Raw genomic sequence first — 24,380 nt, 5'->3', positions numbered from 1 at the left:
TGGAATGGGGCGGCACCCCCGTCGAAAGACATGAAGTTGCCTTCAAAAGGCCGGCCAATCGCCCCGTACGGTCCCTAACCATGAGCCGCCGGAACCAATTTCGTTAAAATCGGTTTCGGCAAGGATGGGACCCCACAAGGAGAATTTCGATGAAACGCCAACCACGGATTCTGGCAGGCACCGCACTCGGCCTGCTGATGGCATCCGCGCCGTTGGGCGCATCCCCGCTTCAGGGAAGTGCCGCGTTCGGCCCCATGCGAGACAGCGCAATGCCGCTGGTCCTGGCCCAGGACACCCAGACTGACGATGCACAGCAGAGCGACCAGGAACTGCTACGCAAGAAGAAGCGCGATCAGAAACAACAGCAGACCGAACAGGCACCCGCACAGCAGCCCGCGCCAGCCGCCGAGGAACAACAGCCACGCAGGAAGAAGCGCGATCAGCAGCAGGTCGAGCAGGCGCCCGCTGGTGAAGCCGCGCCCGCCGTCGAGGAACAACAACCGCGCAGGAAGAAGCGCGATCAGCAACAGCAGACCGAACAGGCCCCCGCGCAGCAGGCCGCACCAGCTGCCGAGGAACAACAGCCACGCAGGAAGAAGCGCGACCAGCAGCAGGTCGAGCAGGCGCCCGCCGGTGAAGCCGCGCCCGCTGTCGAGGAACAGCAGCCGCGCAGGAAGAAGCGCGACCAGCAGCAGCAGACCGAGCAGGCGCCAGCCGGTGAGGCAGCACCCGCCACCGAGGAACAGCAGCCGCGCAGGAAGAAGCGCGACCAACAACAGCAGACCGAACAGGCACCGGCGGGCCAAACGGAACCTGCCAACGACAACCAGCGCAACAAGCGCAAACAGGAGCAGCAGGCCGAGCCCAGCGCCGTGCCGACACCGAAGGAAGCACCTGCCGCAGAAGCACCCAAGGCAGAACCGGCACCCTCAGGCGAGAGGCCGGCAGCCCAGGGCGAACAACCCCAGGACAAGAGGAAAAAGAACGCCAGACAACCGGCTAGCGAGCAGCCGGCCAATGGCGAACAACAGCAAACCGGCAGGCAGCCTGCAACGGGCGAGCAGCCGGCCACGGGTGAACAGCCCAGTGCCGGCAAGGCCGCGCCTGTCCAGGGGCAAAACCTCGAGCAGGCCGAGACGCCCGCCGACAAGAACGCTGCCCCCATTCTCGACAGCCAGAAGGATGCCCGACGCCGCGGCCGCGGCGAGAACGGCCAGGCCAGCAGGAACCCCGCCAACCAGAATGGCGAGCAGCAAAATGGCGAGCAGCAGAATGGTGGGCAAAACGCCCGGCAGGGCGGTGCTCAGGGCCGCCAACCCGCGGTCGCTCCCGTCGACCAGGGTCCGCCCCCGACCGACGATAGAGCTGCTCAGCAGGAGATCAAACCGGAAAAAATCGTCCCGGTTACCGAGGAGAAGGGCAAACGCCTCGAGCGCGCACCGGACGAGAACATCCGCGACCGCCGCCGCCCCAAGGGTGTCGACGTGCTCAAGGAGATCGGCGATCGCGTCATCATTCAGCTCAACGATCAGACATACGTTCAGAGCAGTGACCGGCCGCGCCTGACCCGCGGCGCCAAGGATGTCTACTATGAGGATCTGTCGCAAGGCCGCACGCGCGAGACAGTCGAGCGCGACAACGGCGTGCAGATCGTCACCATCCGCAACCGCTACGGCGACATCATCCAGCGGTCGCGCATCATGCCCGACGGTCATGAGTATGTGTTGAGCTATGTCGACGAACGAAGCTACGACGACGATAACGATTGGCGCGATCCGGGCGACGACCTACCACCGATGCGGCTGACCATTCCGCGCCGGGACTACATCCTTGACTCCGAAGAGGTCGAAAGCCCGGACGACTACTACACCTTCCTCGAGCAACCGCCGGTGGAGAAGGTGCAGCGCCTCTATTCGATCAACGAGGTCAAGCGTTCCGCACGGGTGCGCGACATTGCCCGACGCATCGATCTTGACACGCTGAACTTCGAATTCGGCTCTTCCTCGATCTCCGATGCCGAGGTGCAGAAGCTCGAGGGTGTCGCCACGGCCATGGAGAAGCTGTTGAAGAAGAACCCGGCCGAGACCTTCCTTATCGAAGGCCACACGGACGCTGTCGGCACACCGGAGGCGAACCTCGCTCTGTCGGACCGCCGCGCCGAAGCGGTGGCCGAAGCGCTGACCAACGCCTTCGGCATACCGCCTGAAAACCTGACCACGCAGGGCTATGGCGAGGAATATCTGAAGGTCGACACCTCAGGCCCCAATCGCGAGAACCGGCGTGTCGCCATCCGCCGCATCACCTCGCTGGTGGCGCCGGTGGCGAGCAACAACTGACCACGATCCGGGAGCCGGAAACCGGCTTTCGGAAAAGATCATGGTCCACAAATGTCTGCATTTCCAGGCGCTTGAGCAGGCTTCTGGAATCGGATCGGTAAAAAGCCCATCCCGGTTTCGCCGGGATGGGCGAGATCGCGGCAACGGCCCAAGTTCAACAAGAATTGTCCTGGCGTCGGGTCCCGCTCATTGAATCGCGAGATGGCCTACCCCAGATTCAGGATCGGGCGTTCCCTGCCCCGTCCCGACTCCAGCGGGACGCACTGAGCCCCGCCGGCCCTCTCCGGCGGGGCTTTTTGCTCAGAGCAACTCCAGGAATGTCTGAAACCGAGTTCCATCCGGAATTTGCGCCTCGATACATCTTTAGAAAGCCGTCCTGATCTTCGTGTCGGAATTGGCAAACACCTCGTCCGGGACAAAAAAGTCGCCGGCCAGCGGCCCGGCCGCACCCGGCGCATACACCGAAAAATCGCTGATCCCCTCGGCGCGCAGCACTTCCTCGTCGATGTAGAAATTGCCGGTCGCTTCGCGTGATGGCCGCATGAAGATGGCATGCGCGGCATCGGCCATGATTTCGGGCGAACGGCTCATCGCGGCCACCGTCGCGCCGCCCAGAAGATTGCGCACCGCCGCGGTATCGATGGTCGAGATCGGCCACAGCGAATTGACCGCGATGCCGTCCTTGGCGAACTCCGCGCTCATGCCCAGCGTGCACATGGACATGCCGAACTTGGCCATGGTGTAGGCGACATGGTTCTTGAACCACTTGGCCTTCATGTCGAGCGGCGGCGCCAGATTCAGGATATGAGGATTCCCGGCCAACTTCAGGTGCGGAATGCACATTTTGGAAACGAGAAACGTGCCGCGCGTGTTGATCTGGTGCATCAGGTCGTAACGCTTCATGTCGGTTTCCAGGGTCCCGGTGAGCTGGATGGCGCTGGCATTGTTGACACAGATATCGATGCCGCCGAATTTTTCGACCGTCTTCGACACCGCTTCGGCCACTTGCGCCTCCTCGCGAATGTCGCACAGGACCGGCAGCGCCTTGCCGCCGGCTTGCTCGATCTCTTCAGCGGCGGTGTAGATCGTGCCCGGCAGTTTCGGATGTGGCTCGGCGGTCTTGGCCGCGATCGTCACATTGGCGCCGTCGCGCGCGGCGCGCAAGGCGATCGCCAGCCCGATGCCGCGCGACCCGCCGGAGATGAACAGCGTCTTTCCCTTGAGCGACATTTTTCCTCCGCTTGCATTGTCCGGTGGCGCGATCCTTGCCTGTGGCGGTCCCGGATACAAGAGCTTGCGGCGGCAGGCCATGCTGACGCTGCGGAGGGTCCATTCGTTGGCGATGATCGTCAAATTCCGGCTGAGACGTCACCTCAGACCAACACCAGCCCCTGCCGCATGGCAATGGCGATGGCATCCGTTCGGTTGGCGGCGCCGAGCTTGATCAGGATCGCTGCGACGTGGAACTTCGCCGTATGCACGGAAATGTCGAGCCGCCGCGCGATTACCTTGTTGGGGGCGCCCTCGGCCAGCAGCGCCAGCACTTCCGCTTCTCGCGGCGACAGCGCCGGGCGGGCGGCATGCTCGTCGGGATGCTCCTCGTCGAAAAGGCCGTCGCCGCCAATATCGCCGCCGTGGAAATCATCGCGGCGGCCAGGAACGGATCCGCTGTCGCCAAAGACGCGGTAGCCGGCCGCCGCCAGCCTGGCGGCGGCCGCAATCAGCATTGCATCCGCCGCCGTCGGCAGCACGGCGAACACCTGCCCCTGCGGCCGTGCCAGGCCGGCCTGCGAAGACAACAGCACCCGCGCGGTCGCGGCGGGAACGGCGTCGCCCTTCCCTGTTCCCGCACCCGTGGGGCCGGCGGTCTCGTCGACGATGGCGACATCAACCGCTTCGCTGCTGCCCGGCGTCACCGGCAGCAGATCGTCGGTCGCGGCAAGCGACGCGGACAGCCGCTCGGCGCGCGCGGCATCACCGAGCGCGACCAGCACGACCAGCTGCCGCTCGCCGGTGCCGCTTTGCGTCATCTCGCCTGTCGCGATCGCGTCCATCAATCCTCTCAGTTAAGCGGCTTTTCGCCGATCGTCAGCGCCACGTCTCGCTGTTCTCCGCCGCGCACGACACCGAGCGTAACCGAAGCTCCGGCGCTGTCGGGCCCGAGCCTGCGGATCAGCTCGCGCGGGCCGCTCACCGCCTCGCCGTTCCAGGCGACGATGATGTCGCCGAGGGAAAGGCCGGCGGCCTTGGCCGGACCGTTGTCATCAAGGCTCATGACGATGGCGCCGCGGGCCTCGCCGTCGCGGATCGGATGCAAGCCGGCGCCGAGATAGCCGCGGGCGACATGGCCTTTTTCGCGCAGCGTCGCGACCGCCCGCTCGATCGTCTCGTAAGGCATGACCAGCGCGCGGCCGCGCGGCCCGAACAACAGCATGCCGATCAGCGCGCCCTTGGCATCGAGCACCGGGCCGCCCTCGAAACGGCCGCCGGCGCCCACCGCCAGGTTGATGCGCCGGTCGATGGTGCCGCCGCGCATTGAGCGCCAGGCCGGGCCGACTTCGCCGACCGAGCCTGAAACTGCCAACGCCGAACCCCGGCTGTTGCCGATGGCGACGGCAATGTTGCCGGGCCGCACCGCATCCGCTTTGGCCAACGGCTCGGCATTGGTAGCACCGGCCGGCTTGAGCAGGGCGACGCCGGTCGAGGGATCGCGGCCGACAAGATCGGCCTTCACCGTCTCGCCCGAAGCCAGCGTCAGCTCGATCTCCTCGCCGGCCTCGACGGCTTCCTCGGCGGCAACGAAGTAGCCGTCGCGCCAATGGAAAGCGCTCGCTGTGCGATGATTGTGGGTGGTGAAGCTCGCGGTCGCCGGTGCCGCCTTGGCTGCCAGATCGGCAATGGCTTCCGAAAAGGCACTTAGATTGAATTCGCTCATAACAGTCTCCTGGGTTCATCCATGCCCCAGATATCGCGCGGCAGCGCGCTTGGAGATACTCGCCTGACGGCTAGTCGGCCGGGCGACTGGCCATCTGGTCAGGTCGCGGCGGATGAAGCCGCTCCGCACATATAGTCATCGTTGCGCCTGAAAACATGGAGCCTGCCAATGGCCGTTGCTGCCGCCAAATTCCAATCCGACGCCGCGCTGCTCGACGCCTACTCGACGACGGTGGCCGATGCTGTCGACCGCATCGGCCCGGCCGTCTGCCGCATCGAGCGCATCGGTGGCCAGGGCGGGCATGGGTCGGGCTTCGTCATTGCGCATGATGGGCTCGTCGTCACCAACTTCCACGTCGTCGGCGATGCCAGAACGGTGCGCGTATCGATGCCCGACGGCGCCTCCAGCGAAGGCCGCGTGCTCGGCCGCGACGCCGACACCGACATCGCGCTGGTGCGCGCCGACGGCAGCTTTGCCGATGTCGCGCCGCTGGGCGATTCCAAGCGCCTGCGGCGCGGCCAGATCGCCATAGCCATCGGCAACCCGCTCGGCTTCGAATGGACCGTCACCTCGGGCGTCGTCTCGGCGCTCGGCCGCTCGATGCGCGCTTCCACCGGGCGGCTGATCGACGACGTCATCCAGACCGACGCCGCGCTCAACCCCGGCAATTCCGGCGGACCGTTGGTATCCTCGGCGGGCGAGGTGATCGGCGTCAACACAGCCATGATCCATGGCGCGCAAGGCATTGCCTTTGCCGTCGCCTCCAACACCGCCAACTTCGTCATTTCGGAGATCATCCGTTTCGGCCGCGTGCGTCGCGCCTTCATCGGGGTGTCGGCCGACACCGTGAACCTGCCCCGTCGCGCAGCCCTTCTGTCGCAAGTGTCGAGCAAGACTGCGGTTCGGCTGCGCGGCGTCGAGAAGGAGGGCCCTGCGGCCAAGGCCGGCCTCAGGGAAGGCGATATCGTCGCCGCGATAGACGGCCGACCGGTCACCGGCGTCGACGACCTGGTGCGTTTGCTCGACGCCGAGCGGATCGGCCGCGAGACGCGGTGCACGGTGGTGCGCCGCACCGGTGTCAGCCAGGTGACAGTGACGCCAGTGGCAAGGGCTGGTTGAGGGTTTCCACTCAGGCGCTCACTGCACCCTGCGCATACTGTGCCAGGAATTCCTCGCTTGGCGGGATCGGCTTGATGACATCGATCAGGACGCCGTTGGGATCCCTGGTGATGAAATGGCGCTGGCCAAAAGGCTCGTCGCGCAGGGACCGAAGGATGGACAGGCCGGCGGCTGTGATCCGCTCATAGACCGCATCGGGATCACGGACTTCGAAGTTGATCAGCAGGCCCGAGCTCCGACCCCGTCCCTCTTCCGGGATCGTCTCATGGTCGCCTCGCACGATACCGAGATTGACGCGCTTGCTCTCCACCGATTGCAGATGCACGTACCAGTCGCTCGTAAACAGCGGCCGGAAGGCGAAATGTTCGACATAGAACGCCGCTGTGCCGGCAACGTCCCCGGTCATCAGCACCGGATAATAGCTGGTCGTCTTCATCTTTCCTTCTCCCGTCAAGCAACATACAGTCTGCATGTAAATTGAATTAACATACAGGCTGCATGTATGCAACAGAGATCAGCGCGCCGTTCCAACCGTGACCGCACCGAGGCGACACGCGCCGATCTGATCGCCGCGGCGCGAAAACTGTTCATCGAAAAATCCTACGCCGAGACCGGCACACCAGAGATCGTCGCCGCGGCCGGCGTGACGCGCGGCGCGCTCTACCACCACTTCTCCGACAAGCAGGCGCTGTTCGGCGCCGTCGTCGAGCAGGAGGCAGAGGCCGTGGCGCGGGAGATCGAGGGCGCAGCGCCGCCTTCGCTCAATGCCCGCGACGCGCTCATTGCCGGCTCCGACGCCTATCTTGCCGCCATGCGCGCGCCCGGCCGCACGCGGCTCCTGCTGCTCGACGGCCCGGCCGTGCTCGGCCGCGCCGAAATGGACGCCATCGACAACCGCCATGGCAATCGCTCGCTGCGCGAAGGGCTGGTCGCGGCGATGCGGGCGCGGACCATAAAGAAGCTTCCGGCCGAAGCGACGACCGCCCTGCTCGCCGCCGCCTTCGACCGCGCGGCACTTGCCATTGAGGCGGGCGGTTCGGCCGAAGACTACCGCAACGTTCTCACGGCACTGATCGATGGGTTGTCCCGCGCGTGATCCGAGGCTTCCCGCCGATGAGATCCAGGGCAAAGGTTGGAATCAAATCTGTGCGCTGGAAATTTCCGGCTCTTCGTCGGGCACCTCGCCCGGCTCGAACTCGTTGAAGCAGCCAAGTTGGCGCTTGAACTGGTCGATCAGCCAGGCCGCCGCCGGCTTCGGGCTGCGGTCGGCGCGGTGCATGGCATAGAGCGGCGAACGCACCTCCCTGAAAGGCTCGAGGTCGAGTTCCACGAGACGGCCGGTAGCCAGATCGTCAGCGATCAGCCAACGCGGCAGCCCGCCCCAGCCCAGCCCCTCACGCATCAACATATGTTTGGTGCGCAGGTCCGTCAGTCGCCAGGTTCGGTAGGCGAAGACGCCAAAATCGCGCCCCTTGGTACGCTCGGACTGGTCGGTGACGACGAGTTGTGTGTGTTCGCGCGCGTCCTCGATCGCTACCGGTTTGGGCAGCAGCGCCAGCGGGTGGCTGGGCGCGGCTGCCAGCACTATCGACATGAAGCCTATACCCACCAGGTGGACGTCGACATCGCCCAGCAGGCCGCCAATACCGAGATCGGCCTGGCCACCGACAACGTGGTCGGGGATTAGGCCGAGTGTGCCGATGTGCAGGCGCAGCATCACGGTCGGAAACTGCGCCTCAAACGCCTTGAGCACCCGCACCAGCACTGGCGAAGGCAGCGCCGCATCTACCGACAGCGCGACTTCCGCCTCCAGCCCCCGATGGTGACCATCGACGCGTGAGCGTATGCGGTGCAGCACGCCGATCATCCGCCGCGCGTCTTCCAGCATCGCCCGACCGATCTCCGTCAGCTGCGGCTCTCGCGTGCCCTCGCGCTCGAACAGCTTCAGCCCAAGCTGCGCCTCGAGATTGGCGATGCCGTAGCTGATGACGGATTGCGCCCGGTTAAGCTTGCGGCCGGCAGCGGAAAAACTTCCGGTGTCGGCAACGGCCACGAGGATCTGAAGCTGGTCGAGTGTCGGGTTGGGTTGCATTATTGTATCTAATTAATGGATGGATCGTATAGAAAATATACCAGTTTATCTGATGGATCGAAAGCCCATATGTAGCGGGACAATCCAATTCCACTGGAGAGACCCACCATGTCCATTCTTCTCGTCACGTCGAGCCCGCGCGGCGCGGCCTCGCACTCGACCCGTATCGCCACCGAATTCGCTCAGAAGCTGCTCGCCGCCGACCCGTCGAACACGCTTGTCGTGCGCGACCTCGTCGCCAACCCGCTGCCGCATATCGATACCGACTATGCGACCGGCATATACACCCCTGCCGAAGCCCGCACGCCGCGTCAGGCCGAAGTGGTCGGGGTCTCGGATGCCGTGCTCGACGAACTGTTTGCCGCCGACACGGTGATCCTGGCCACCGGCTTCATCAACTTCAACATCTCCTCGACGCTGAAGTCCTGGGTCGACCATGTCGCCCGATCCGGCAAAACCTTTGCTTACGGCGAAAATGGCCCCAAAGGCCTCGTCACCGGCAAGAAGGTCTATATCGTGCTGGCATCCGGCGGCATCTACTCGGAAGGCGCGGCTGTGCAGTTCGATCACGCCGTTCCTTATTTGCGCTCGGTGCTCGGCTTCATCGGCATGACCGACGTCGACGTCATCCGCATCGAAGGCGTCGCCAAGGGTCCTGACGCAGTCAGCGAAGCGCTCGCCAAGGCAACCGCCAAGGTCGACGCCGTGGTGGCTGCCAGCCGGGATGTCGCGGCAGCCGCGTAAAAGCTCTGATTGCCAACCAGATCGAAGGCAGGCGCCCGCGCCTGCCTTTTTTGGCCTATCCAATGATGTGCCGCAGCAGTCCTGCCGAAGTGACCCCGATCAGCACGGTCGGCAGCATCGAAAATCGCGTGGCGGCAATCAGCGTGACGGCCAGAGCCAGAAGATCGGCCGGGTTTTTCGAGACGAAGGCAGGCGCGATCACCGAGATCAGCACGCAGCCGGGCGCCGCCTCCATCACGGCCGTTGCCCGCGCGCTGAGCACCCGATTGCGCAGCACGACATAGCCGCCGACGCGGCTGAGGTACGTGACACCGGCCATCAGCACGATGGTGAGAAGCGTCTGCGCGTCGATCATGCCTCATCCCTCCACAACAGCCAGGCCGAGACCAGCCCCGCCAGCGCGCCCGCCGCTACATACCAGGCGCCGGGAACGAAAAGGTAGGTCAGCGCCGCGATGATCAGACTGACCAGCCACGGCCGCGCAGCGGCAACATCCTTCCACATGCCGCGCAGCAGTACCAGGAAGACGGCCGCGAACGCCATGTCGAAGCCGTAGGTCTCGGCTTCGCCCAGCACCGGCCCGAGCAAGGCGCCAATTGTGGTGAAGGCCACCCAGGTCAGGTACATCGCCACTGCCGCGCCCATATAGTAGCGCGGGCTGAAGGCTGGCGCGACGCCGTCGGCGGCGCGCCGTTTGGCATCGGCCAGGCCGAGCGCCCAGCTTTCGTCGCACATGAAGAACAGCGCGGAAAACGCCTTGCGCCGCGGCAGGTCGCGCAGGAACGGCGCCAGTGCCGCCCCCATCAGGAGATGGCGGCTGTTGACCAGGAAGGTAATGGCGACGATGAGCAGGACATGCGGCGGCGACGTCCACAGCTGGATCGCCGCGAATTCCGAGCCGCCGGCGAAGTTCAGTCCCGTCAGCAGCGACAGTTCTGCGGTGCTGAGCCCCCTTTGTGTGGCCTGTGCACCAAGCACCAGCGCATAAGGGATGGTGCCGAACAGCACGGGCGCGCAGGAGGCCACGCCGCGCCGGAACTCGGAGTTCAGTCCGCCGCCCGCCGCCGATCTGGTCTCTGCAATGCTCATGATCTTCCTCCGGCCGCGCCGCGCGGCCGCCTCTGCCGGTTCCGTTGGATGCCGCTGATGTCAGGGCAACCATAGCCGCCAGGCCTCGCAATTTGGTTGCGAAGATTGTTGTCTTTTACCAGATTTTGGCATCTTGTGCCATGAATCAACAGATAAACGGAATTTAGAGCCATGAAACTTGACGAGATCGACAGGCGCATCCTGCGGGCGCTGCAGCGCGATGGGCGCATGGCCAACAATGAGCTGGCCGCTGAAGTCGGCCTGTCGCCGTCGCCGTGCCTGCGCCGCGTCAAGCTCCTGGAGGAGGCCGGCGTCATCGACCGCTACGTCGCAGTGCTCAATCCGGCCCGCATCGGCAAGGGCCTGACCTTCTTCACCCGCATCTGGCTGAAAGCGCAGGACGAAGACACGATCGAGCATTTCGCCACCGAAGTGGCCAAGCTGCCGCAGGTGATGGAATGTTATCTGATGCTCGGCGACTGCGACGCCATGGTGCGCGTGGTGGCGGCCGGCATCGACGACTACCGCCGCTTCCAGTCGGAACATCTCAGCCGCATCAGGGGCGTGCAGAACGTCAAGACCGACGTTCCCAGCCAGACCATCAAATACACATCGGAACTGCCGATCTAGGCGCCGGGGAATGGCCTCATCTCAGACTGGATAAAAAATGCAACCGGATTGTAGGATTGGTGCCGGCGCCGGCGTCCTTCGGACGCAAGCGGCAGGCCAGGTCAGGCCGTGCCGCACAACAAATGCCTTACGGCATGGGAGAAAACCATGAACCTTTCCTATCGTTGGGTCATTGTCGCGGCCGGCGCGCTGATGTCCTGTGTCGCCATCGGCACCATGTTTTCGCTGGCAATCTTCCTCGAGCCGATGGCGCTCGATACCGGTTGGTCACGCGCCGGCATATCGAGCGCGATGACGCTCAATTTCCTGGTCATGGGCCTTGGCGGCTTCGCCTGGGGCGCGCTGTCGGACCGCTTCGGCGCCCGCATCGTCGTCACGATCGGCGCGGTGCTTCTCGGCCTGGCGTTGGTGCTGGCCAGCCGCGCGGGCTCGCTTGTCACCTTCCAGATCACCTTTGGCGTGCTCGTCGGGCTCGCGGCCAGCGCCTTCTTCGCACCGATGATCGCGCTTACAACAGGCTGGTTCGACACCAATCGCGGCCTTGCCGTGTCGCTGGTCTCGGCCGGCATGGGCGTCGCGCCGATGACGATCTCGCCCTTCGCCCGCTGGCTGATCTCGGCCTATGAATGGCGCACCGCCATGTTCGACATCGGCATCATGGCTTGGGTGCTGCTCCTGCCGGCGGTGCTTCTGGTGCGCCAGCCACCGAAGCCTGTCCTGACCGACACTGGCTCCTCGCCGGTTGCCGAGGGCGCCGGCCTGAGCGTCGGCCAAGCGCTGCGCTCGCCGCAATTCATCGTGCTGGGGCTCACCTTCTTCGCCTGCTGCGCGGCGCATTCGGGGCCGATTTTCCACATGGTCAGCTATGCCATGCTGTGCGGCGTGGCACCCATGGCCGCCGTCTCGATCTACAGCGTTGAGGGCCTTGCCGGGCTTGGCGGGCGTCTGCTCTACGGCGTGCTCGCCGACAGGCTTGGCGTCAAGCCGGTGCTGATCGCCGGCTTGTTGATCCAGGCCGTGGTGATCGCCGCCTATCTCTCGATCAGTCAGCTCGGCCAGTTCTACATGCTGGCCGTCGTCTTCGGCGCCACCTATGGCGGCGTCATGCCCCTCTACGCAGTGCTGGCGCGCGAATATTTCGGCCAGCGCATCCTGGGCACCGTGTTCGGCGCCGCCACCATGCTGTCCAGCCTCGGCATGGCGCTCGGCCCGCTCGCCGGCGGCATGGTGTTCGACGCCTACGCCAACTACCATTGGCTGTTCATCGGTTCGGCCCTCATCGGGCTGGGTGCGGCGGGCATCGCCATCGCCTTCCCGCCACTGCCGCGCAGAGCGTTGCAGCCGGCATAGCGGAGCAAACGAAAGGGCCGGCCCATATCTGGACCGGCCCTCGGATCTCTGGAATTCTTGAGCCGTTCGTCGGCGGTCTACCCGAACATCCGCTCGCCCTGCTCGTCGACGAGTTGGATGCCCTTCTTGATCGAGATGTCGACGGCGTCGTCCAACCCGGCGAAGCGATCGGCGCGGATGAATCTGTGTTCCTTCAGGACGCCGTCGACGTCCTTGGAGACGACGCCGCAGGTCTGGTACTGGCCATCGGCCTTGTAGGGCGTGGCGCTGATCGTGAAACCCTTGTGCTCGACCTGCTTGGCCGGTGCGGCGCTCTTTGGCTCGGCCGCTTCATCACCGCCTCCGCCGAAAAGACGCTTCAGAAAAGACATCGGACTTCCTCCAACAGCATTCATCCCGCACCACATAATGTGGCGCGGGATGAATTTCACTATCGCTCCTTGCCTGAACGGGCAAGGGCCGTGCCGGTTGGACCGAAGCCGGGTTATTTGCGCGACAGCGCTTCGAGCGCCGCGGCGGCGTCTTCGAGGATGCTCATCGCCTCGGCCTGCTTGTCCGCCGGCGCATCGACGATGTCGCTCAGCGCGGCGCGCAGCCGGTGGCGCAGCGCACGGAATTCGTCGCGCTTTTCCGAACGGCCGCCTCGGCCGTCGCGCCGATCCTCGCTATCGTCGTTCCAGCCGAACCAGTCGCGCGCCTTGGCCATCTTGCGGCCGAAGCGCTCGAGATGGTCTAGCACGCCGTCGATCATCTCACGGTTGTCGGCAAGATGCGCCTGCCCGGCCTCGGTGATCGAAAACACCTTCTTGTTGCCTTCGCTAGAGGACACGGCATAGCCTGCCTCTTCCAGGAAGGTCAGCGTCGGGTAGACCACGCCCGGGCTCGGGCTGTAGATGCCGCTGGTGCGCTCCTCCAAGGCCTTGATGATGTCATAGCCATGGCGTGGCGCCTCGGCCAGCAGCGACAGCGTGATCAGCTTGAGGTCGCCGTCGGCCAGCATGCGCCCGGCGCGGAACATGTCGCCCGGGCCGCCGCGTCCGCCGCCCCTGCCATGGCCGAACGGGCCAAAGCCGCCGCCCCCGCCTCTGCCGCCAAATTTGCCGGCCATGTGCATGAAGACGCGCTCGGCGCGATCGCCAAAATGATTGTGTCTGTGCATTGATTGCTCCTTGAGTTCTATCTTACGATATATCTTAGCTAGGCGCACGCCAGCATGGAGTCAAGACATATCTTACGATGTATCGGGCCGGAAGCGAACAGCATCTGTCGGACGCCGATCCGTCGGTCGCGCTCGAACATGCGTTCATCATGATTGGAGTAGCCGGCGCTACCAGCGGCCGTTGCGCCGGTTCCAGGCATAGAGCAGGTCGGCGAAGCGGTCGTAGCCGAAGCGAGCGAGCGGCAGGGTAAGGGCGTTGCCGAGCAACTTTGCCAGCCAGCCCTCTCCCGGCGTCAGCGCCCACACGGCGATGGCGACATCGGCGCCGACCAGTAGCCTGCCCTGAGCATCGGTCGCGTGCAGCCGGCGGCGGATGTCTTCCAGCGAAGCGCCAAATCCGGCCAGTGCTTCCGGTTCATGATTGATGTCGCGAAATTCGATCCGCCCGGCCTTGACCACCTCGATCAGCCGCCGCTTCTGCCTGGTAATGCCGGCATCGCAGACCGGGCAGCGCGTGTTGTACCAGACGGTCAGCAAGGGCCTGGTTCTGCTATCGATCACTTCAGGCCCATCGCCATCTTCGGCCCTACGCATTTGTTGTCGCGAAACAGCGCCCATTCTTCGCATAGCCGCTGGTGGGACAGCCGGCAAAATCCATATTCATTGCCGGCCTTGTCCTTCTTGATCACCAGGCGCCCGCCGATCTCTCCGCAATGAACCGATGCGGGATTGGACATGCCGACCGGTTTTTGCGGGGCAGTGTCGGCATCGATCGGCATCGACGACTACGCGGCAAGGCTGATAGCCAATATCGAAACTGTCTTCATCGCGATCTCCGCTGGCTGCATTCTATCACGATGAAGCGCACTGTCTTGCCGCAAGGAGCCATCGAGCCCGGCACCTGCTCATCGGCTCCGGAACGTCCCGATTTGCATCATCCAAGCGACGAGATGATCTCGCGGTAAGCAAGCTCCGGGAAAGCCTTCAGGGTCCGTGACTTGACGTTGCCGCCCGCGGCCAGCATCAGCGCGAAACGCGCCAGCACCGCATCGTCGGGCGCTTCGACCACCGCCACCATGTCGAATTCCCCCATGGTCAGGTAGAACGACTTGAACGATCCCCCCATCTCGCCCAGTTGCGTCTTGGCGGCATCGAGGCGCTTGGGGGATTCGCGCACGTTCTTCGCGCCCTGCTCGGTCCAGTTCATCAGCATGATGTAAGTCGTCATGGCACGCCTCCTCCGGGGCCACGGAGCACGGTGCTCAGGCCATGCGATGTCGACACGGCCTCGACCGGGGCGGGCTTCCCGGGCTGTCGCCCAGAAAAATGCATCCGACACGAAATTATCCTCCCTAACGGCGCGTGCCGCAATGGCGAGCGCCAAAGAAAAAGGGCGCCACGATGGGCGCCCTTGATCTCTTCGCAATCGGTAGGCCTCAGCTATCCAGGAAGCTTCTGAGCTTGCGCGAGCGGCTCGGGTGCTTGAGCTTGCGCAATGCCTTGGCTTCGATCTGGCGGATACGCTCGCGGGTGACCGAGAACTGCTGGCCGACTTCCTCGAGCGTATGGTCGGTGTTCATGCCGATGCCGAAGCGCATGCGCAGCACACGCTCCTCGCGCGGCGTCAGCGAGGCGAGCACGCGCGTGGTGGTCTCGCGCAGATTGGCCTGGATCGCCGCGTCGATCGGCAGGATCGCCATCTTGTCCTCGATGAAGTCGCCCAGATGCGAATCCTCCTCGTCGCCGACCGGCGTTTCGAGCGAGATCGGCTCCTTGGCGATCTTCAGCACCTTGCGCACTTTTTCGAGCGGCATTGCGAGCTTCTCGGCCAGTTCCTCCGGCGTCGGCTCGCGGCCGATCTCGTGCAGCATCTGGCGCGAGGTGCGCACGATCTTGTTGATCGTCTCGATCATGTGCACCGGAATGCGGATGGTGCGCGCCTGGTCGGCGATCGAACGCGTGATCGCCTGCCTGATCCACCATGTCGCGTAGGTCGAGAACTTGTAGCCGCGGCGATACTCGAATTTGTCGACGGCCTTCATCAGGCCGATATTGCCTTCCTGGATCAGGTCGAGGAACTGCAGGCCGCGATTGGTGTATTTCTTGGCGATGGAGATGACGAGGCGCAGATTGGCCTCGACCATTTCCTTCTTGGCGATCGCCGCTTCGCGCTCGCCCTTCTGCACCTGGTTGACGATCTTGCGGAATTCCAGGATCGAGATGGCCGTTTCCGTGGCCAGATTCTGGATCTCGGCGCGCAGATCCCTGATCGCGTCCTTCTCGTTCTTGGTGAACTCCTTCCAGCCGCGCGAGGTCAGATTGGCGATCGAGCGCGTCCAGTTCGGGTCGAGCTCGGAGCCCTGATATTCCTTCAGGAACTCCTCGCGGCGCACGCCATAGCTTTCGGCGAGACGCAGAAGCTTGCCCTCGTTCTGCACCAGGCGCTTGTTGATGTCGTAGAGCTGCTCGACGAGCGCCTCGATGCGCGCCGTGTTGAGCGACAGCGACTTCACCGCCTTGATGAGCTGATCCTTCAGCTCCTTCAAGCGGCGGTCCTGACTGGGCGACAGCGTGCCGGCCGCGGCCAGCCGGTTCTCGACCTGCTGATCCTGCAGCTTGCGCAGCTTCTTGTAGGTGTCGGCGATGACGTCGAGCGTTTCCATGACCTGCGGGCGCAGCTCGGCTTCCATTGCCGCCAGCGACAGGCTGGCCTCGTCCTCGTCCTCCTCGTCGTCATCCCCGATGCCGCGCGTGTCAGCGCCGACATTGGTGATGTCGTCTTCATCGTCGCGTCCGCGGCGCGGCTTTTCCTCGACCTTAGGCGCTTCCTCGACGCGCTCCACCACTGGCGCCTGCTTGGCCTCGGGGCCGGCATAGGTGGCTTCGAGGTCGATGATCTCGCGCAGCAGGATCTTGGATTCGTTGAGCTCGTCGCGCCAGATGATGATGGCCTGGAAGGTCAGCGGGCTTTCGCACAGGCCCGCGATCATCGTCTCGCGGCCGGCCTCGATGCGCTTGGCGATGGCGATTTCGCCCTCGCGCGACAACAACTCGACCGAACCCATTTCGCGCAGGTACATGCGCACCGGATCGTCGGTGCGGTCGGTCGGCTCTTTCTTCGTGGTTGTGGCGGCGACGGCGGTGCCGGTCTGCTCGGCCAGCTCGTTGGCGTCTTCCTCGGCATCCGCCGCGGTGTCGCCGGCCTCGGCCTCTTCGCCCTGCTCGTCGTCCTCGACGACGTTGATGCCCATGTCGGACAGCATCGCCATCGTGTCCTCGATCTGCTCGGAGGTCACTTCCTCGGAGGGCAGCACCGAATTCAGCTCGTCCATGGTGACATAGCCGCGCTTCTTGGCGGCCTTGATCATCTTCTTGACAGCATCATCGGAAAGGTCGAGCAGAGGGCCATCGGTGGCGCCTTCGCGTTCGGTCTCGACCTCTTCCTTTTCCTTTGTCGCCATAGTCTTTATCTTCTCCTAGCGGCCCGACATCGAGGCCGCGCAAGCTGTCGGACCGGTCAAATCGGCTGGGCTCGCTTTTGCAACGCGCTTCACCGGGCCAATAACTGCATCATCTCTTTGTTGGTGCCCTGTCGTCGCCCAAAACCGGTTTCCATTTTTGGGCGACATGCATTAAGTCCAGATTAACCCTGATATCTGTGGCAGGCTGGCTGCCTGTCCAGTGACCAAGACCTCACATCGCTGCTTTTCCCGTCGACGCGAGTGCGGGTTAACGTTTCGAATCGTCCTGATTCCGCCATTCTGCCGGAAGGTCAAGCGCCTCTCGCATGATTCGCATGAAAAAAGCGAATCAATTACCCGACTTAGCGCGGTCCGGCTCTAGAAGATCCATGACAACGCCGTCATTCCTGCACTTGCTGGCATGAGCCCGTCCCAACCCTCGGGCCGAAATGAGCTCCGCCTTTCTTCTGCTGGAGTATGATCGTTCCCGAAAACCGGGTCCCGCTTTTCGGAACCATGCTTCAGGCCCGACCAGCCCTGCCCGACGAAACACCGAAACCTTCGATCAGCGCTTCCGTCGCTTGTACATCCCGAAATTGCGCTTGAATTTCGATCAGATGGCGGAAATTCTCGTCCGAAGGATCCGCATCCATCGCCGCTTCCGCCTGTTTCAGCTCCTTATGTAAGGTGCGCGCGCTACGCTGCAAGTGCAGCGCCTGGTTCAGAGCGTCGCGGGCGTCCTCGAGCGCTGCCGTCTCCAGCGCCGGCCACTGCCGCGCTCGCCTGATCAGGCCGACGGCACGCTCCCAGATCTCGGCGCAGCCGGCGCGTTCGATCGTCGCCACCACGGCGTGGCGGTCATTGGCCATGTCATGTGCCATCGCGTCGAGGATGGCGCCGTGCAGCCGCTTCAGCTCGGAATTGGCGAGATCGAGGAACTCGACATGGGCGAAATTCTCGTCGATCAGCGCCGGGTGGTTGACCAGTGCGACGATGATCGTCGCCTCGCGCACCGACATGCCTTCGCTGCCGCGCTTGACCAGTGCCGACTGGCCGAGGCTTTCCGTGATGGCGATGCGACCACCGCCGGCTTTAGCGAATTGTCCGCCGGGAGCGGGCGCCTTGCCCTGCCCCGGTTTCCAGTCCGGACGACCTTGCCGCGTTGCGCGCTGAGAACCGAAGAAGCTCAGCACGCGCTCGCGCATCTCCTGCTGGTAGTGATATCGCAGGCTTTCATCACGGATGCGGCTGGTCAGTTCGCGCAGCCGCTTCTCCAGTTCGGCCCGCCGCTCCGGCGTGTCGAAGACGCCGCCCGCCGTCTCGCGCATCCATAACAGATCGGCAAGAGGACGCGCTTCCGCCAGCACGGCGCGGAAGGCATCCGGCCCCTCCGCCTTGACCAGGTCGTCGGGATCCTTGCCTTCCGGCAGCAGCGCGAAACGCGCGGTGCGCCCGGCTTGGACTACGGGCAGCACCATGTCGGCGGCCCGCCATGCGGCCTTCAGCCCGGCCTTGTCGCCGTCGAAGCACAGCACCGGCTCGGCGGCCATACGCCACAACAGTTCGAGCTGGTTTTCGGTAAGCGCCGTGCCGAGTGGCGCGACGACATTCTCGAAGCCGGCCTGCGCCAATGCGATGACATCCATATAGCCTTCGACGGCGATGACCGTGCCGCCCTTGGCCAGCGCTTTTCGCGCGCGGGCGAAATTGTAGAGCACGTTGCCCTTGTGGAAGAGCTCGGTATCGGGCGAGTTCATGTATTTGGCGAGCGCATCCGGCGCCAGCGCTCGCCCACCGAAAGCGATGATCTTGCCACGCGAATCCGGAATCGGGAACATGATGCGGTCGCGGAACCAGTCATAGGAGACCGGAATGTCGTCGCCATGGCGCACCAGCCCACAGGCCTCGATATCGGCCTTCGGCACGCCCTTTGCGGCCAGATGCTCCTTCAGCGCATTGCGGCTGTCGGGCGCATAGCCCAGCCGGAAAGCATGCTGCGTCGCGGGCGTCAGTCCGCGGTCGCGCAGATACGCACGGGCCTTGGCGCCTTCCGCGCCCTGTAGCCGCTCCTGGAAAAAGGCAGTCGCCATTTCCATGACGTCGGTAAGGCTGGCGCGTTCCTTCTCGCGCCGCTCCTCCTGCACGTCGCGAACCGGCATCGGCACGCCGGCCATGTCTGCAATCTTCTCGACCGCCTCGGGAAAGCTCAGTCCGTCAAGTTCGGTCAGGAACTTGAAGTGATCGCCCGAGACCGAGCAGCCGAAACAATGGTAGCGGCCCTTCTTGTCCTCGCAATGGAAGGACGGGCTCTTCTCGCCATGAAACGGGCAGCAGGCCCAATAATCGCCGCGCGACGCATTGGTCTTCTTGCGATCCCAGGCGACGCGCTGGCCGATGACCTGCGAAATCGGCACGCGGTCGCGTATCTCGTCGAGGAAGGCGGGCGGAAAGCGCATCGGGGAACTCGTTTATCCCCCATATAATCATGCCCGCGAAGTCCGGCGACCCCTAATGCTGACGATGCCCGGTTTCCACAGGGCAAAAGGAAAGGCGGCCGTTGCGGGCCGCCCTTCCTCCAGTCTGGCACTATCGGGACTTTACTGCGCGGCGATGGCGCCAAAGATGATGCCGGAGAGGGCGCCGACCAGCACATAGTCATTGCCGACGCGGATCCATTCCTGGCCACTGCCCGGACGATGCAGGCCGTAGCGCCCATAATCGCGGACCGGCTGATGCTGCCGCCAGCCGGAATATTTCTGGCCATTGCGCCAGTTGTTCCGCTTCACGACGACCTTCTTTTGAATGATGCGCTTCTGGATGACCCGCTTCTGGATGACGCGCTTCCTGACATCCCGGTTGGTGGGCTTCTGCCAGTCGACATTGGTATAGTTCGACTGCGGCGCGACCGGCGCATTGAGCGGCGCGGCCTGGCCCGTCAGGGACGTGGCGGCCAGCATCGAGAAAGCAAGACCGGAAAGAACGATGCGTTTCATGAAGGAATCTCCTTGGTTGTCGATGCCGCGGAAATAGCCGTCGAAGAATGAACCGAAACTGAACATGAGCATTACAATTCCGTAATAAATCCGAAGCTTAGATCGATTGGTTGAACATCTTCGCAAATTCCGGGCGAAGGGCGGGCGGCAACACCGGCCGATCCGCCGCGTCAAGGCGGCGAGGCTCATGCAACCATTTCGGCATCCGTCCATTCTCCGACACGCCCCGTCGCGCGCCGGCAGCCCTTGAAATCGACAAATTTTTATTATCCGGCTAAAATATTCGAGCTATTATCGGCCAACGCCATGATCATGATTCGCACCCCTCGTCCTTCCCCCGGCCGCCGCGCTGCCCGTGTCTCCGGCTTTGTCCGTATCGGTGCGCCGCAATGAGCGGCTCCGTGGTTCTTCTGCATCTGGCCGGGGCCGTGGCGCTGATGTTGTTTGCCACGCGCATGGTGAAGACCGGCGTCGAGCGCGCCTATGGCGACGTGCTGCGCCACAAGCTGCGCGCCACCATGCGCAATCCTGTCATGGCGGTGCTGGCCGGCACCGGCCTCGCTATAGCGCTGCAGAGCTCCACCGCCGTCACGCTGCTGGTCGGCTCCTTCGCCGGCTCCGGCATCGTCTCGGGCGCGGCCGGGCAACTGGCCGTACGCGGCGCCGAGATCGGTTCGGCTCTGGTGGTCAAGCTGCTCACCTTCGATCTCACGCTGCTGGTGCCGCTCTGCCTGATCACCGGCACGGTCATGTTCATGGCCACCGAGCGGCGCGACTGGCGCCAGACCGGTCGCATCCTGGTCGGCATCGGCCTTTTGATCCTGTCGCTGGAAATGATCGGTCAGGCATCCGAGCCGCTGCGCAACAGCCAGTTAATGCCGGTCATCATCAATTACTTCTCCGGCGATTCCATCACCGCCTATCTACTGGCGGCGCTGATCACCTGGCTGTTCCAGTCGAGCATCGCCGCGGTCCTGTTGATGGCGACGCTGGCGGGCCGCGGCCTGATCACGCCCGAACTCGGCGTCGTCCTCATCCTGGGCGTCAATCTCGGTTCGTCGATCATCGCGCCCATGCTGACCCGCTCCTCCGGCCCCGAAGTGCGCGTCGTGCCGATCGGCAACCTCTTGATGCGCGGGCTTGGCTCGCTGGTCATGCTGATCCTGGTCATGATCTTCAGGCCGCATTTCGCGTTCCTTGGCGCGACGGCAGCGGACCAGATCGTCAATGCCCACATCCTGTTCAACGTGCTGATCCTGCTCGCCGGCCTGCCGCTGGCGGGTCTCGTCTACCGCGCCTCGGAGAAGATCGTGGCGCTCGGCACCAAGACGCCAGCCGCCACGCTCGACGTCGTCGAACTCTCGGCGCTCAACGAAAGCGCGCTCGACGTGCCGAGCCAGGCGCTGGCCAATGCCACCCGCGAGGTGGTGCGGGTCTGCGAGACGGTCGAGATCATGCTCAAGCGCATCATCGAGCTCTACGAGAGCGCCGATGCCGACAAGATCAAGGCGCTGGCCGCCCTTGACGACCGCGTCGACCGCAAGCACGCGGCGATCAAGCTCTACCTCGCCAAGGTCACCAAGAACCCGCTGACCGAGGACGAGGCGTTGCGCTGCCAGGAACTGATCGGCGCCTGCGTCAAGCTGGAGCAGGTCGGCGACATCATCGTGCGCAACATGCTGGTACATGTGAAGAAGAAGTTCGACCGTGGACTGGAATTCACCGACGAGGGTTGGAGCGAGCTGTGCGCCTTCCACGCTTCGGTGCTCGCCAATGCGCGGCTTGCCTTCAACGTGCTGGTGTCGCGCGATGCCGAGACGGCTCGCCAATTGGTGCTGGAGAAGGAACGGCTGCGCGACGCCGAAAAAGAGACCAGCGCCAGCCATTTCCTGCGGCTGCGCGAAGGCACTGCCAAAAGCGTCGAGACCAGTTCGATCCACCTCGACACCATCCGCGATCTCAAACAGATCAACTCGCTGCTGGCATCGATGGCCTATCCCGTGCTGGAAGAACGCGGCCTCCTCGGTGGATCCAGGTTGAAGGCGAGCTGATCAACGACATCTCTCCCTTCTTTGAGACACCTCATCCCACCTCGCTTTGCGACGCCACCTCCCAACAAACAAGGGCAGAAGGAAGAGCGCCGCACTCTGTCGAAAAAATTGTATTGCGGCAGAATTGCATGGCGTCGGTCCTTCGGCGGCAAAATTGCCATTGCCGCGTTTCCATCGCTCGGGCTAGGCATATCAGCCAAAGCTTTCGGAGGAGATCGATGGACACCCATTCGCGCAGTTTCGCCAAGGCGCTTTCGTGGCGCGTGACCGGCACCATCGATACGATGATCATCTCGCTGGTGGTGACCGGAAGCGTCAAGCTGGCGGCCGCCATCGGCGTGACAGAAGTCTTCACCAAGTCGCTGCTCTATTATTTTCATGAGCGGGCATGGCTGAAGGTTCCTTATGGACGCAAGACCCCGTTCTGAACCCGGGGTCAAGATTTTGAACCCGGAGATCAAGAAAAGCTAAAGCGGCGACAAAAATTTCTGGATTGCCGGCAGCGCGCATCCGTGGTTTGAGGCCTGCATTCGAGGATTTAATTCCCGCCATGTCGCTTCCGCTCATCGCCCTGTTCATCGCTGCCTTCGCTTTCGGCACCACCGAATTCGTCATCGCCGGCGTGCTGCCGCAGGTGGCGCAAGGGCTTGGCGTTTCGGTTCCGACATCGGGCTATCTCGTCTCCGGCTATGCCTGCGGCATTGCCATCGGCGGTCCGCTTCTGGCACTTGCCACCAAGTCCTTGCCGCGCAAAACCTTGCTGCTCGGCCTCGCGGTCGCCTTCACCATCGGTCAGGCGGCCTGCGCGCTGGCGCCCGACTTCACCTCGATGCTGCTTCTGCGCATTGCCGTCGCAGTCGCGCATGGCGCTTATTTCGGCGTCGCCATGGTGGTGGCGGTCGGGCTGGTGCGCGAGGACCAGCGCGGCATGGCGGTGGCCGTCATCCTGTCGGGCCTCACCGTCTCCAACGTGATCGGCGTGCCGGCGGGCACTGCCATCGGCAACATCTGGGGCTGGCGCGCGACCTTCTGGGTTATGTGCGCATTGGGCGTGGCGGCCACGCTTGCCATGGCAGCCCTTTTGCCGCGCACCACAGGTTATCAGGCCAAACCCGCCGGCCTCGCCCGCGAGGTCCGCGTGCTTGCCCGCCAGCAGGTCTGGACCTCGCTGATCCTGATGCTGATGCTGATGATCGGCCAGTTCGGCCTGTTCACCTACATCACCCCGACATTGATCGAGATCACCGGCCTCGACGAGAACCTGGTGCCCTGGGTGCTCTTGCTCAACGGCGTCGGCGCCACGCTTGGCGTCTTCCTCGGCGGCAGGCTAGCCGACTGGAAGCTGATGCCCTCGCTGATCACCATGCTGGCCCTGCAGGCGGTGACGCTTGCGGTGATCTATGCCGTCAGCCCCTATCCCGTGCCGATGATCGTGGCGATCGTCATCTGGGGCGGCCTCAACTTCGCCATCGGTACGCCGATTCAGACCCGCATCCTGTCCTGGACTGCGGATGCCTCGAACCTGGCCTCCTCGCTGATCCCATCCGGCTTCAATGTCGGTATAGCGCTCGCGGCATCGCTCGGTGCTGCCATGCTCAATGGCGGTTACGGTTATCGCAGCCTGCCGCTGCTTGGCGCTGTGGCGATGCTCGTCGCCGTCGCGGTGGCGCTCGCCTCGCACATCTGGGAGTGGCGCAGCAACGCCACGCCACCGCTGACGGCAGCGGCTGAGTAGATTATCCGCGTCAGGACATCCACCACCGATCATGCCTGATCCGGGCGTCCACCGGCGCAAGCACGACGCGATGAACAGTCATGTCTCGCCCGGCGGCTGCGCAGCTCCAACGCATTACAGATCGATGCGGAACCGCAGGCTCTCCGCTCCGCCATAGGCGGCATCTTCGAGGAAACGTTCGACCAGTCTGCCGCCGTTGGCCAGGATCACTTTGTGCGAGGCCGGATTGCCAGGTTTTGCGGTGATGTCGACATGAGCCAGGCCGACCGCCCTCGCCTCATCCAGCATAAGCCGCAGCGCTTCCGTCGCGTAGCCGCGTCGCTGTTTCCACGGCACCACGGCGTAGCCGATATGGCCAAGCACGTGCGGCGGCAGCGCCGACGTGCCCTTTTGCCAGCGCAGGCCGATCGAGCCTGACGTCTCGCCGTCCCACATCCAGCGCCTGAAGCCCGGCAGGCGCGGGACCTGTCTGCCGTCAGGCAAGGTGATCGGCGGCCCCTTGGCCTCGGGATCATCGAGGCTGGCCAGGAACGCCGCCGGATCCTCCTCGATTGCGGCAAGCTGCTCGCGAGCTGCCTCCATGAGCCGTACATTGTCGGGCGACCAGCCGCGCTCGAGCGCAGCCTTGTAGGACGCCAGATGCTTGAGCCCGGGCTTGACGATTTCGATCATGATCCATGCTCCCT

25 protein-coding genes are annotated in these 24,380 nt (G+C 64.0%); 9 read left to right on the top strand and 16 right to left on the bottom strand.

Annotated elements, in window-relative coordinates; all coding sequences use genetic code 11:
* Positions 1–149 precede the first annotated feature (149 nt).
* Positions 150–2,336, top strand: coding sequence for an OmpA family protein (locus tag LB541_RS22785; RefSeq protein ID WP_224619672.1), 2,187 nt, complete (start codon positions 150–152; stop codon positions 2,334–2,336).
* Positions 2,337–2,699: 363 nt separating this feature from the next.
* On the opposite strand, the gene LB541_RS22780 is transcribed toward LB541_RS22785, so the two are convergent.
* From LB541_RS22780 to LB541_RS22770, 3 genes are all read right to left on the bottom strand, one after another.
* Positions 2,700–3,566, bottom strand: a complete 867-nt coding sequence (locus LB541_RS22780; protein WP_140495895.1) for an SDR family oxidoreductase — start codon at positions 3,564–3,566, stop codon at positions 2,700–2,702.
* A gap of 143 nt (positions 3,567–3,709) precedes the next feature.
* Positions 3,710–4,390 (bottom strand): helix-turn-helix transcriptional regulator, encoded by a 681-nt coding sequence (locus LB541_RS22775; protein WP_140495896.1) that lies wholly within the window; start codon positions 4,388–4,390, stop codon positions 3,710–3,712.
* A gap of 8 nt (positions 4,391–4,398) precedes the next feature.
* Positions 4,399–5,271 carry a S1C family serine protease gene (locus LB541_RS22770; RefSeq protein ID WP_140524834.1) on the bottom strand — a complete coding sequence of 291 codons (873 nt, stop codon included), beginning with the start codon at positions 5,269–5,271 and terminating at the stop codon, positions 4,399–4,401.
* A 168-nt stretch (positions 5,272–5,439) separates the two neighbouring features.
* Between LB541_RS22770 and LB541_RS22765 the strand changes: the two genes are divergently transcribed.
* Positions 5,440–6,390, top strand: a complete 951-nt coding sequence (locus LB541_RS22765) for a S1C family serine protease (RefSeq protein WP_140495898.1) — start codon at positions 5,440–5,442, stop codon at positions 6,388–6,390.
* A gap of 10 nt (positions 6,391–6,400) precedes the next feature.
* On the opposite strand, the gene LB541_RS22760 is transcribed toward LB541_RS22765, so the two are convergent.
* On the bottom strand, positions 6,401–6,826 hold the full coding sequence (locus LB541_RS22760; RefSeq protein ID WP_224619671.1) for a VOC family protein: 426 nt from the start codon (positions 6,824–6,826) through the stop codon (positions 6,401–6,403).
* 66 nt (positions 6,827–6,892) lie between these two features.
* Between LB541_RS22760 and LB541_RS22755 the strand changes: the two genes are divergently transcribed.
* Positions 6,893–7,486, top strand: a complete 594-nt coding sequence (locus LB541_RS22755) for a TetR/AcrR family transcriptional regulator (RefSeq protein WP_140675499.1) — start codon at positions 6,893–6,895, stop codon at positions 7,484–7,486.
* A 42-nt stretch (positions 7,487–7,528) separates the two neighbouring features.
* Here LB541_RS22755 and LB541_RS22750 read toward each other — a convergent pair whose 3' ends face one another.
* Positions 7,529–8,482, bottom strand: a complete 954-nt coding sequence (locus LB541_RS22750) for a LysR family transcriptional regulator (protein ID WP_140581999.1) — start codon at positions 8,480–8,482, stop codon at positions 7,529–7,531.
* A gap of 108 nt (positions 8,483–8,590) precedes the next feature.
* Between LB541_RS22750 and LB541_RS22745 the strand changes: the two genes are divergently transcribed.
* Positions 8,591–9,226, top strand: a complete 636-nt coding sequence (locus LB541_RS22745; protein WP_140495902.1) for an FMN-dependent NADH-azoreductase — start codon at positions 8,591–8,593, stop codon at positions 9,224–9,226.
* A 55-nt stretch (positions 9,227–9,281) separates the two neighbouring features.
* On the opposite strand, the gene LB541_RS22740 is transcribed toward LB541_RS22745, so the two are convergent.
* Together LB541_RS22740 and LB541_RS22735 are read right to left on the bottom strand one after the other, a co-directional pair.
* Entirely contained in the window at positions 9,282–9,581 is a 300-nt protein-coding gene (locus LB541_RS22740; protein WP_140631957.1) for an AzlD family protein, read from the bottom strand.
* On the bottom strand, positions 9,578–10,315 hold the full coding sequence (locus tag LB541_RS22735; RefSeq protein WP_140555975.1) for an AzlC family ABC transporter permease: 738 nt from the start codon (positions 10,313–10,315) through the stop codon (positions 9,578–9,580). Before LB541_RS22735 ends, LB541_RS22740 begins: the two co-directional genes overlap by 4 nt.
* A gap of 171 nt (positions 10,316–10,486) precedes the next feature.
* Between LB541_RS22735 and LB541_RS22730 the strand changes: the two genes are divergently transcribed.
* Both LB541_RS22730 and LB541_RS22725 read left to right on the top strand, forming a co-directional pair.
* Positions 10,487–10,945, top strand: a complete 459-nt coding sequence (locus LB541_RS22730) for an Lrp/AsnC family transcriptional regulator (protein WP_140524836.1) — start codon at positions 10,487–10,489, stop codon at positions 10,943–10,945.
* Between the two features lie 147 nt (positions 10,946–11,092).
* Positions 11,093–12,295: an MFS transporter gene (locus tag LB541_RS22725; protein ID WP_224619670.1), complete on the top strand. Its 1,203-nt coding sequence runs from the start codon at positions 11,093–11,095 to the stop codon at positions 12,293–12,295.
* A 77-nt stretch (positions 12,296–12,372) separates the two neighbouring features.
* Here LB541_RS22725 and LB541_RS22720 read toward each other — a convergent pair whose 3' ends face one another.
* The 8 genes from LB541_RS22720 to LB541_RS22685 all read right to left on the bottom strand — a co-directional run bounded on the left by LB541_RS22720 (position 12,373) and on the right by LB541_RS22685 (position 19,908).
* Positions 12,373–12,666, bottom strand: coding sequence for an HlyU family transcriptional regulator (locus LB541_RS22720; protein ID WP_140495907.1), 294 nt, complete (start codon positions 12,664–12,666; stop codon positions 12,373–12,375).
* Between the two features lie 113 nt (positions 12,667–12,779).
* Positions 12,780–13,454, bottom strand: coding sequence for a PadR family transcriptional regulator (locus LB541_RS22715; protein WP_140555979.1), 675 nt, complete (start codon positions 13,452–13,454; stop codon positions 12,780–12,782).
* 168 nt (positions 13,455–13,622) lie between these two features.
* Entirely contained in the window at positions 13,623–13,991 is a 369-nt protein-coding gene (locus LB541_RS22710) for a thiol-disulfide oxidoreductase DCC family protein (RefSeq protein ID WP_140556197.1), read from the bottom strand.
* A 20-nt stretch (positions 13,992–14,011) separates the two neighbouring features.
* On the bottom strand, positions 14,012–14,233 hold the full coding sequence (locus LB541_RS22705) for a DUF333 domain-containing protein (protein ID WP_181167697.1): 222 nt from the start codon (positions 14,231–14,233) through the stop codon (positions 14,012–14,014).
* Between the two features lie 155 nt (positions 14,234–14,388).
* Positions 14,389–14,682, bottom strand: coding sequence for a GYD domain-containing protein (locus LB541_RS22700; protein ID WP_140495910.1), 294 nt, complete (start codon positions 14,680–14,682; stop codon positions 14,389–14,391).
* A 208-nt stretch (positions 14,683–14,890) separates the two neighbouring features.
* Positions 14,891–16,915, bottom strand: a complete 2,025-nt coding sequence (gene rpoD, locus LB541_RS22695) for an RNA polymerase sigma factor RpoD (RefSeq protein ID WP_140495911.1) — start codon at positions 16,913–16,915, stop codon at positions 14,891–14,893.
* A gap of 521 nt (positions 16,916–17,436) precedes the next feature.
* Positions 17,437–19,371, bottom strand: a complete 1,935-nt coding sequence (dnaG, locus tag LB541_RS22690; protein WP_224619669.1) for a DNA primase — start codon at positions 19,369–19,371, stop codon at positions 17,437–17,439.
* 141 nt (positions 19,372–19,512) lie between these two features.
* A complete protein-coding gene (locus tag LB541_RS22685) occupies positions 19,513–19,908 on the bottom strand; it encodes an RcnB family protein (protein ID WP_318012631.1) in 396 nt (131 codons plus the stop codon).
* 389 nt (positions 19,909–20,297) lie between these two features.
* Between LB541_RS22685 and LB541_RS22680 the strand changes: the two genes are divergently transcribed.
* From LB541_RS22680 to LB541_RS22670, 3 genes are all read left to right on the top strand, one after another.
* A complete protein-coding gene (locus LB541_RS22680; protein ID WP_140495914.1) occupies positions 20,298–21,959 on the top strand; it encodes a Na/Pi cotransporter family protein in 1,662 nt (553 codons plus the stop codon).
* 218 nt (positions 21,960–22,177) lie between these two features.
* Complete coding sequence (locus tag LB541_RS22675) at positions 22,178–22,387, top strand: DUF2061 domain-containing protein (RefSeq protein ID WP_140495915.1); 210 nt, start codon at positions 22,178–22,180, stop codon at positions 22,385–22,387.
* Positions 22,388–22,509: 122 nt separating this feature from the next.
* Positions 22,510–23,694, top strand: coding sequence for an MFS transporter (locus LB541_RS22670; protein WP_140666143.1), 1,185 nt, complete (start codon positions 22,510–22,512; stop codon positions 23,692–23,694).
* A 114-nt stretch (positions 23,695–23,808) separates the two neighbouring features.
* Here LB541_RS22670 and LB541_RS22665 read toward each other — a convergent pair whose 3' ends face one another.
* On the bottom strand, positions 23,809–24,366 hold the full coding sequence (locus LB541_RS22665) for a GNAT family N-acetyltransferase (RefSeq protein WP_140582017.1): 558 nt from the start codon (positions 24,364–24,366) through the stop codon (positions 23,809–23,811).
* Positions 24,367–24,380 lie beyond the last annotated feature (14 nt).

The organism is Mesorhizobium sp. BR1-1-15 (genome assembly GCF_020165475.1).
In the GTDB taxonomy this organism is placed as follows: domain Bacteria; phylum Pseudomonadota; class Alphaproteobacteria; order Rhizobiales; family Rhizobiaceae; genus Mesorhizobium.
The sequence above is the reverse complement of the archived record's forward strand: the minus strand, read 5'-3'. Positions and strand labels throughout refer to the sequence as shown.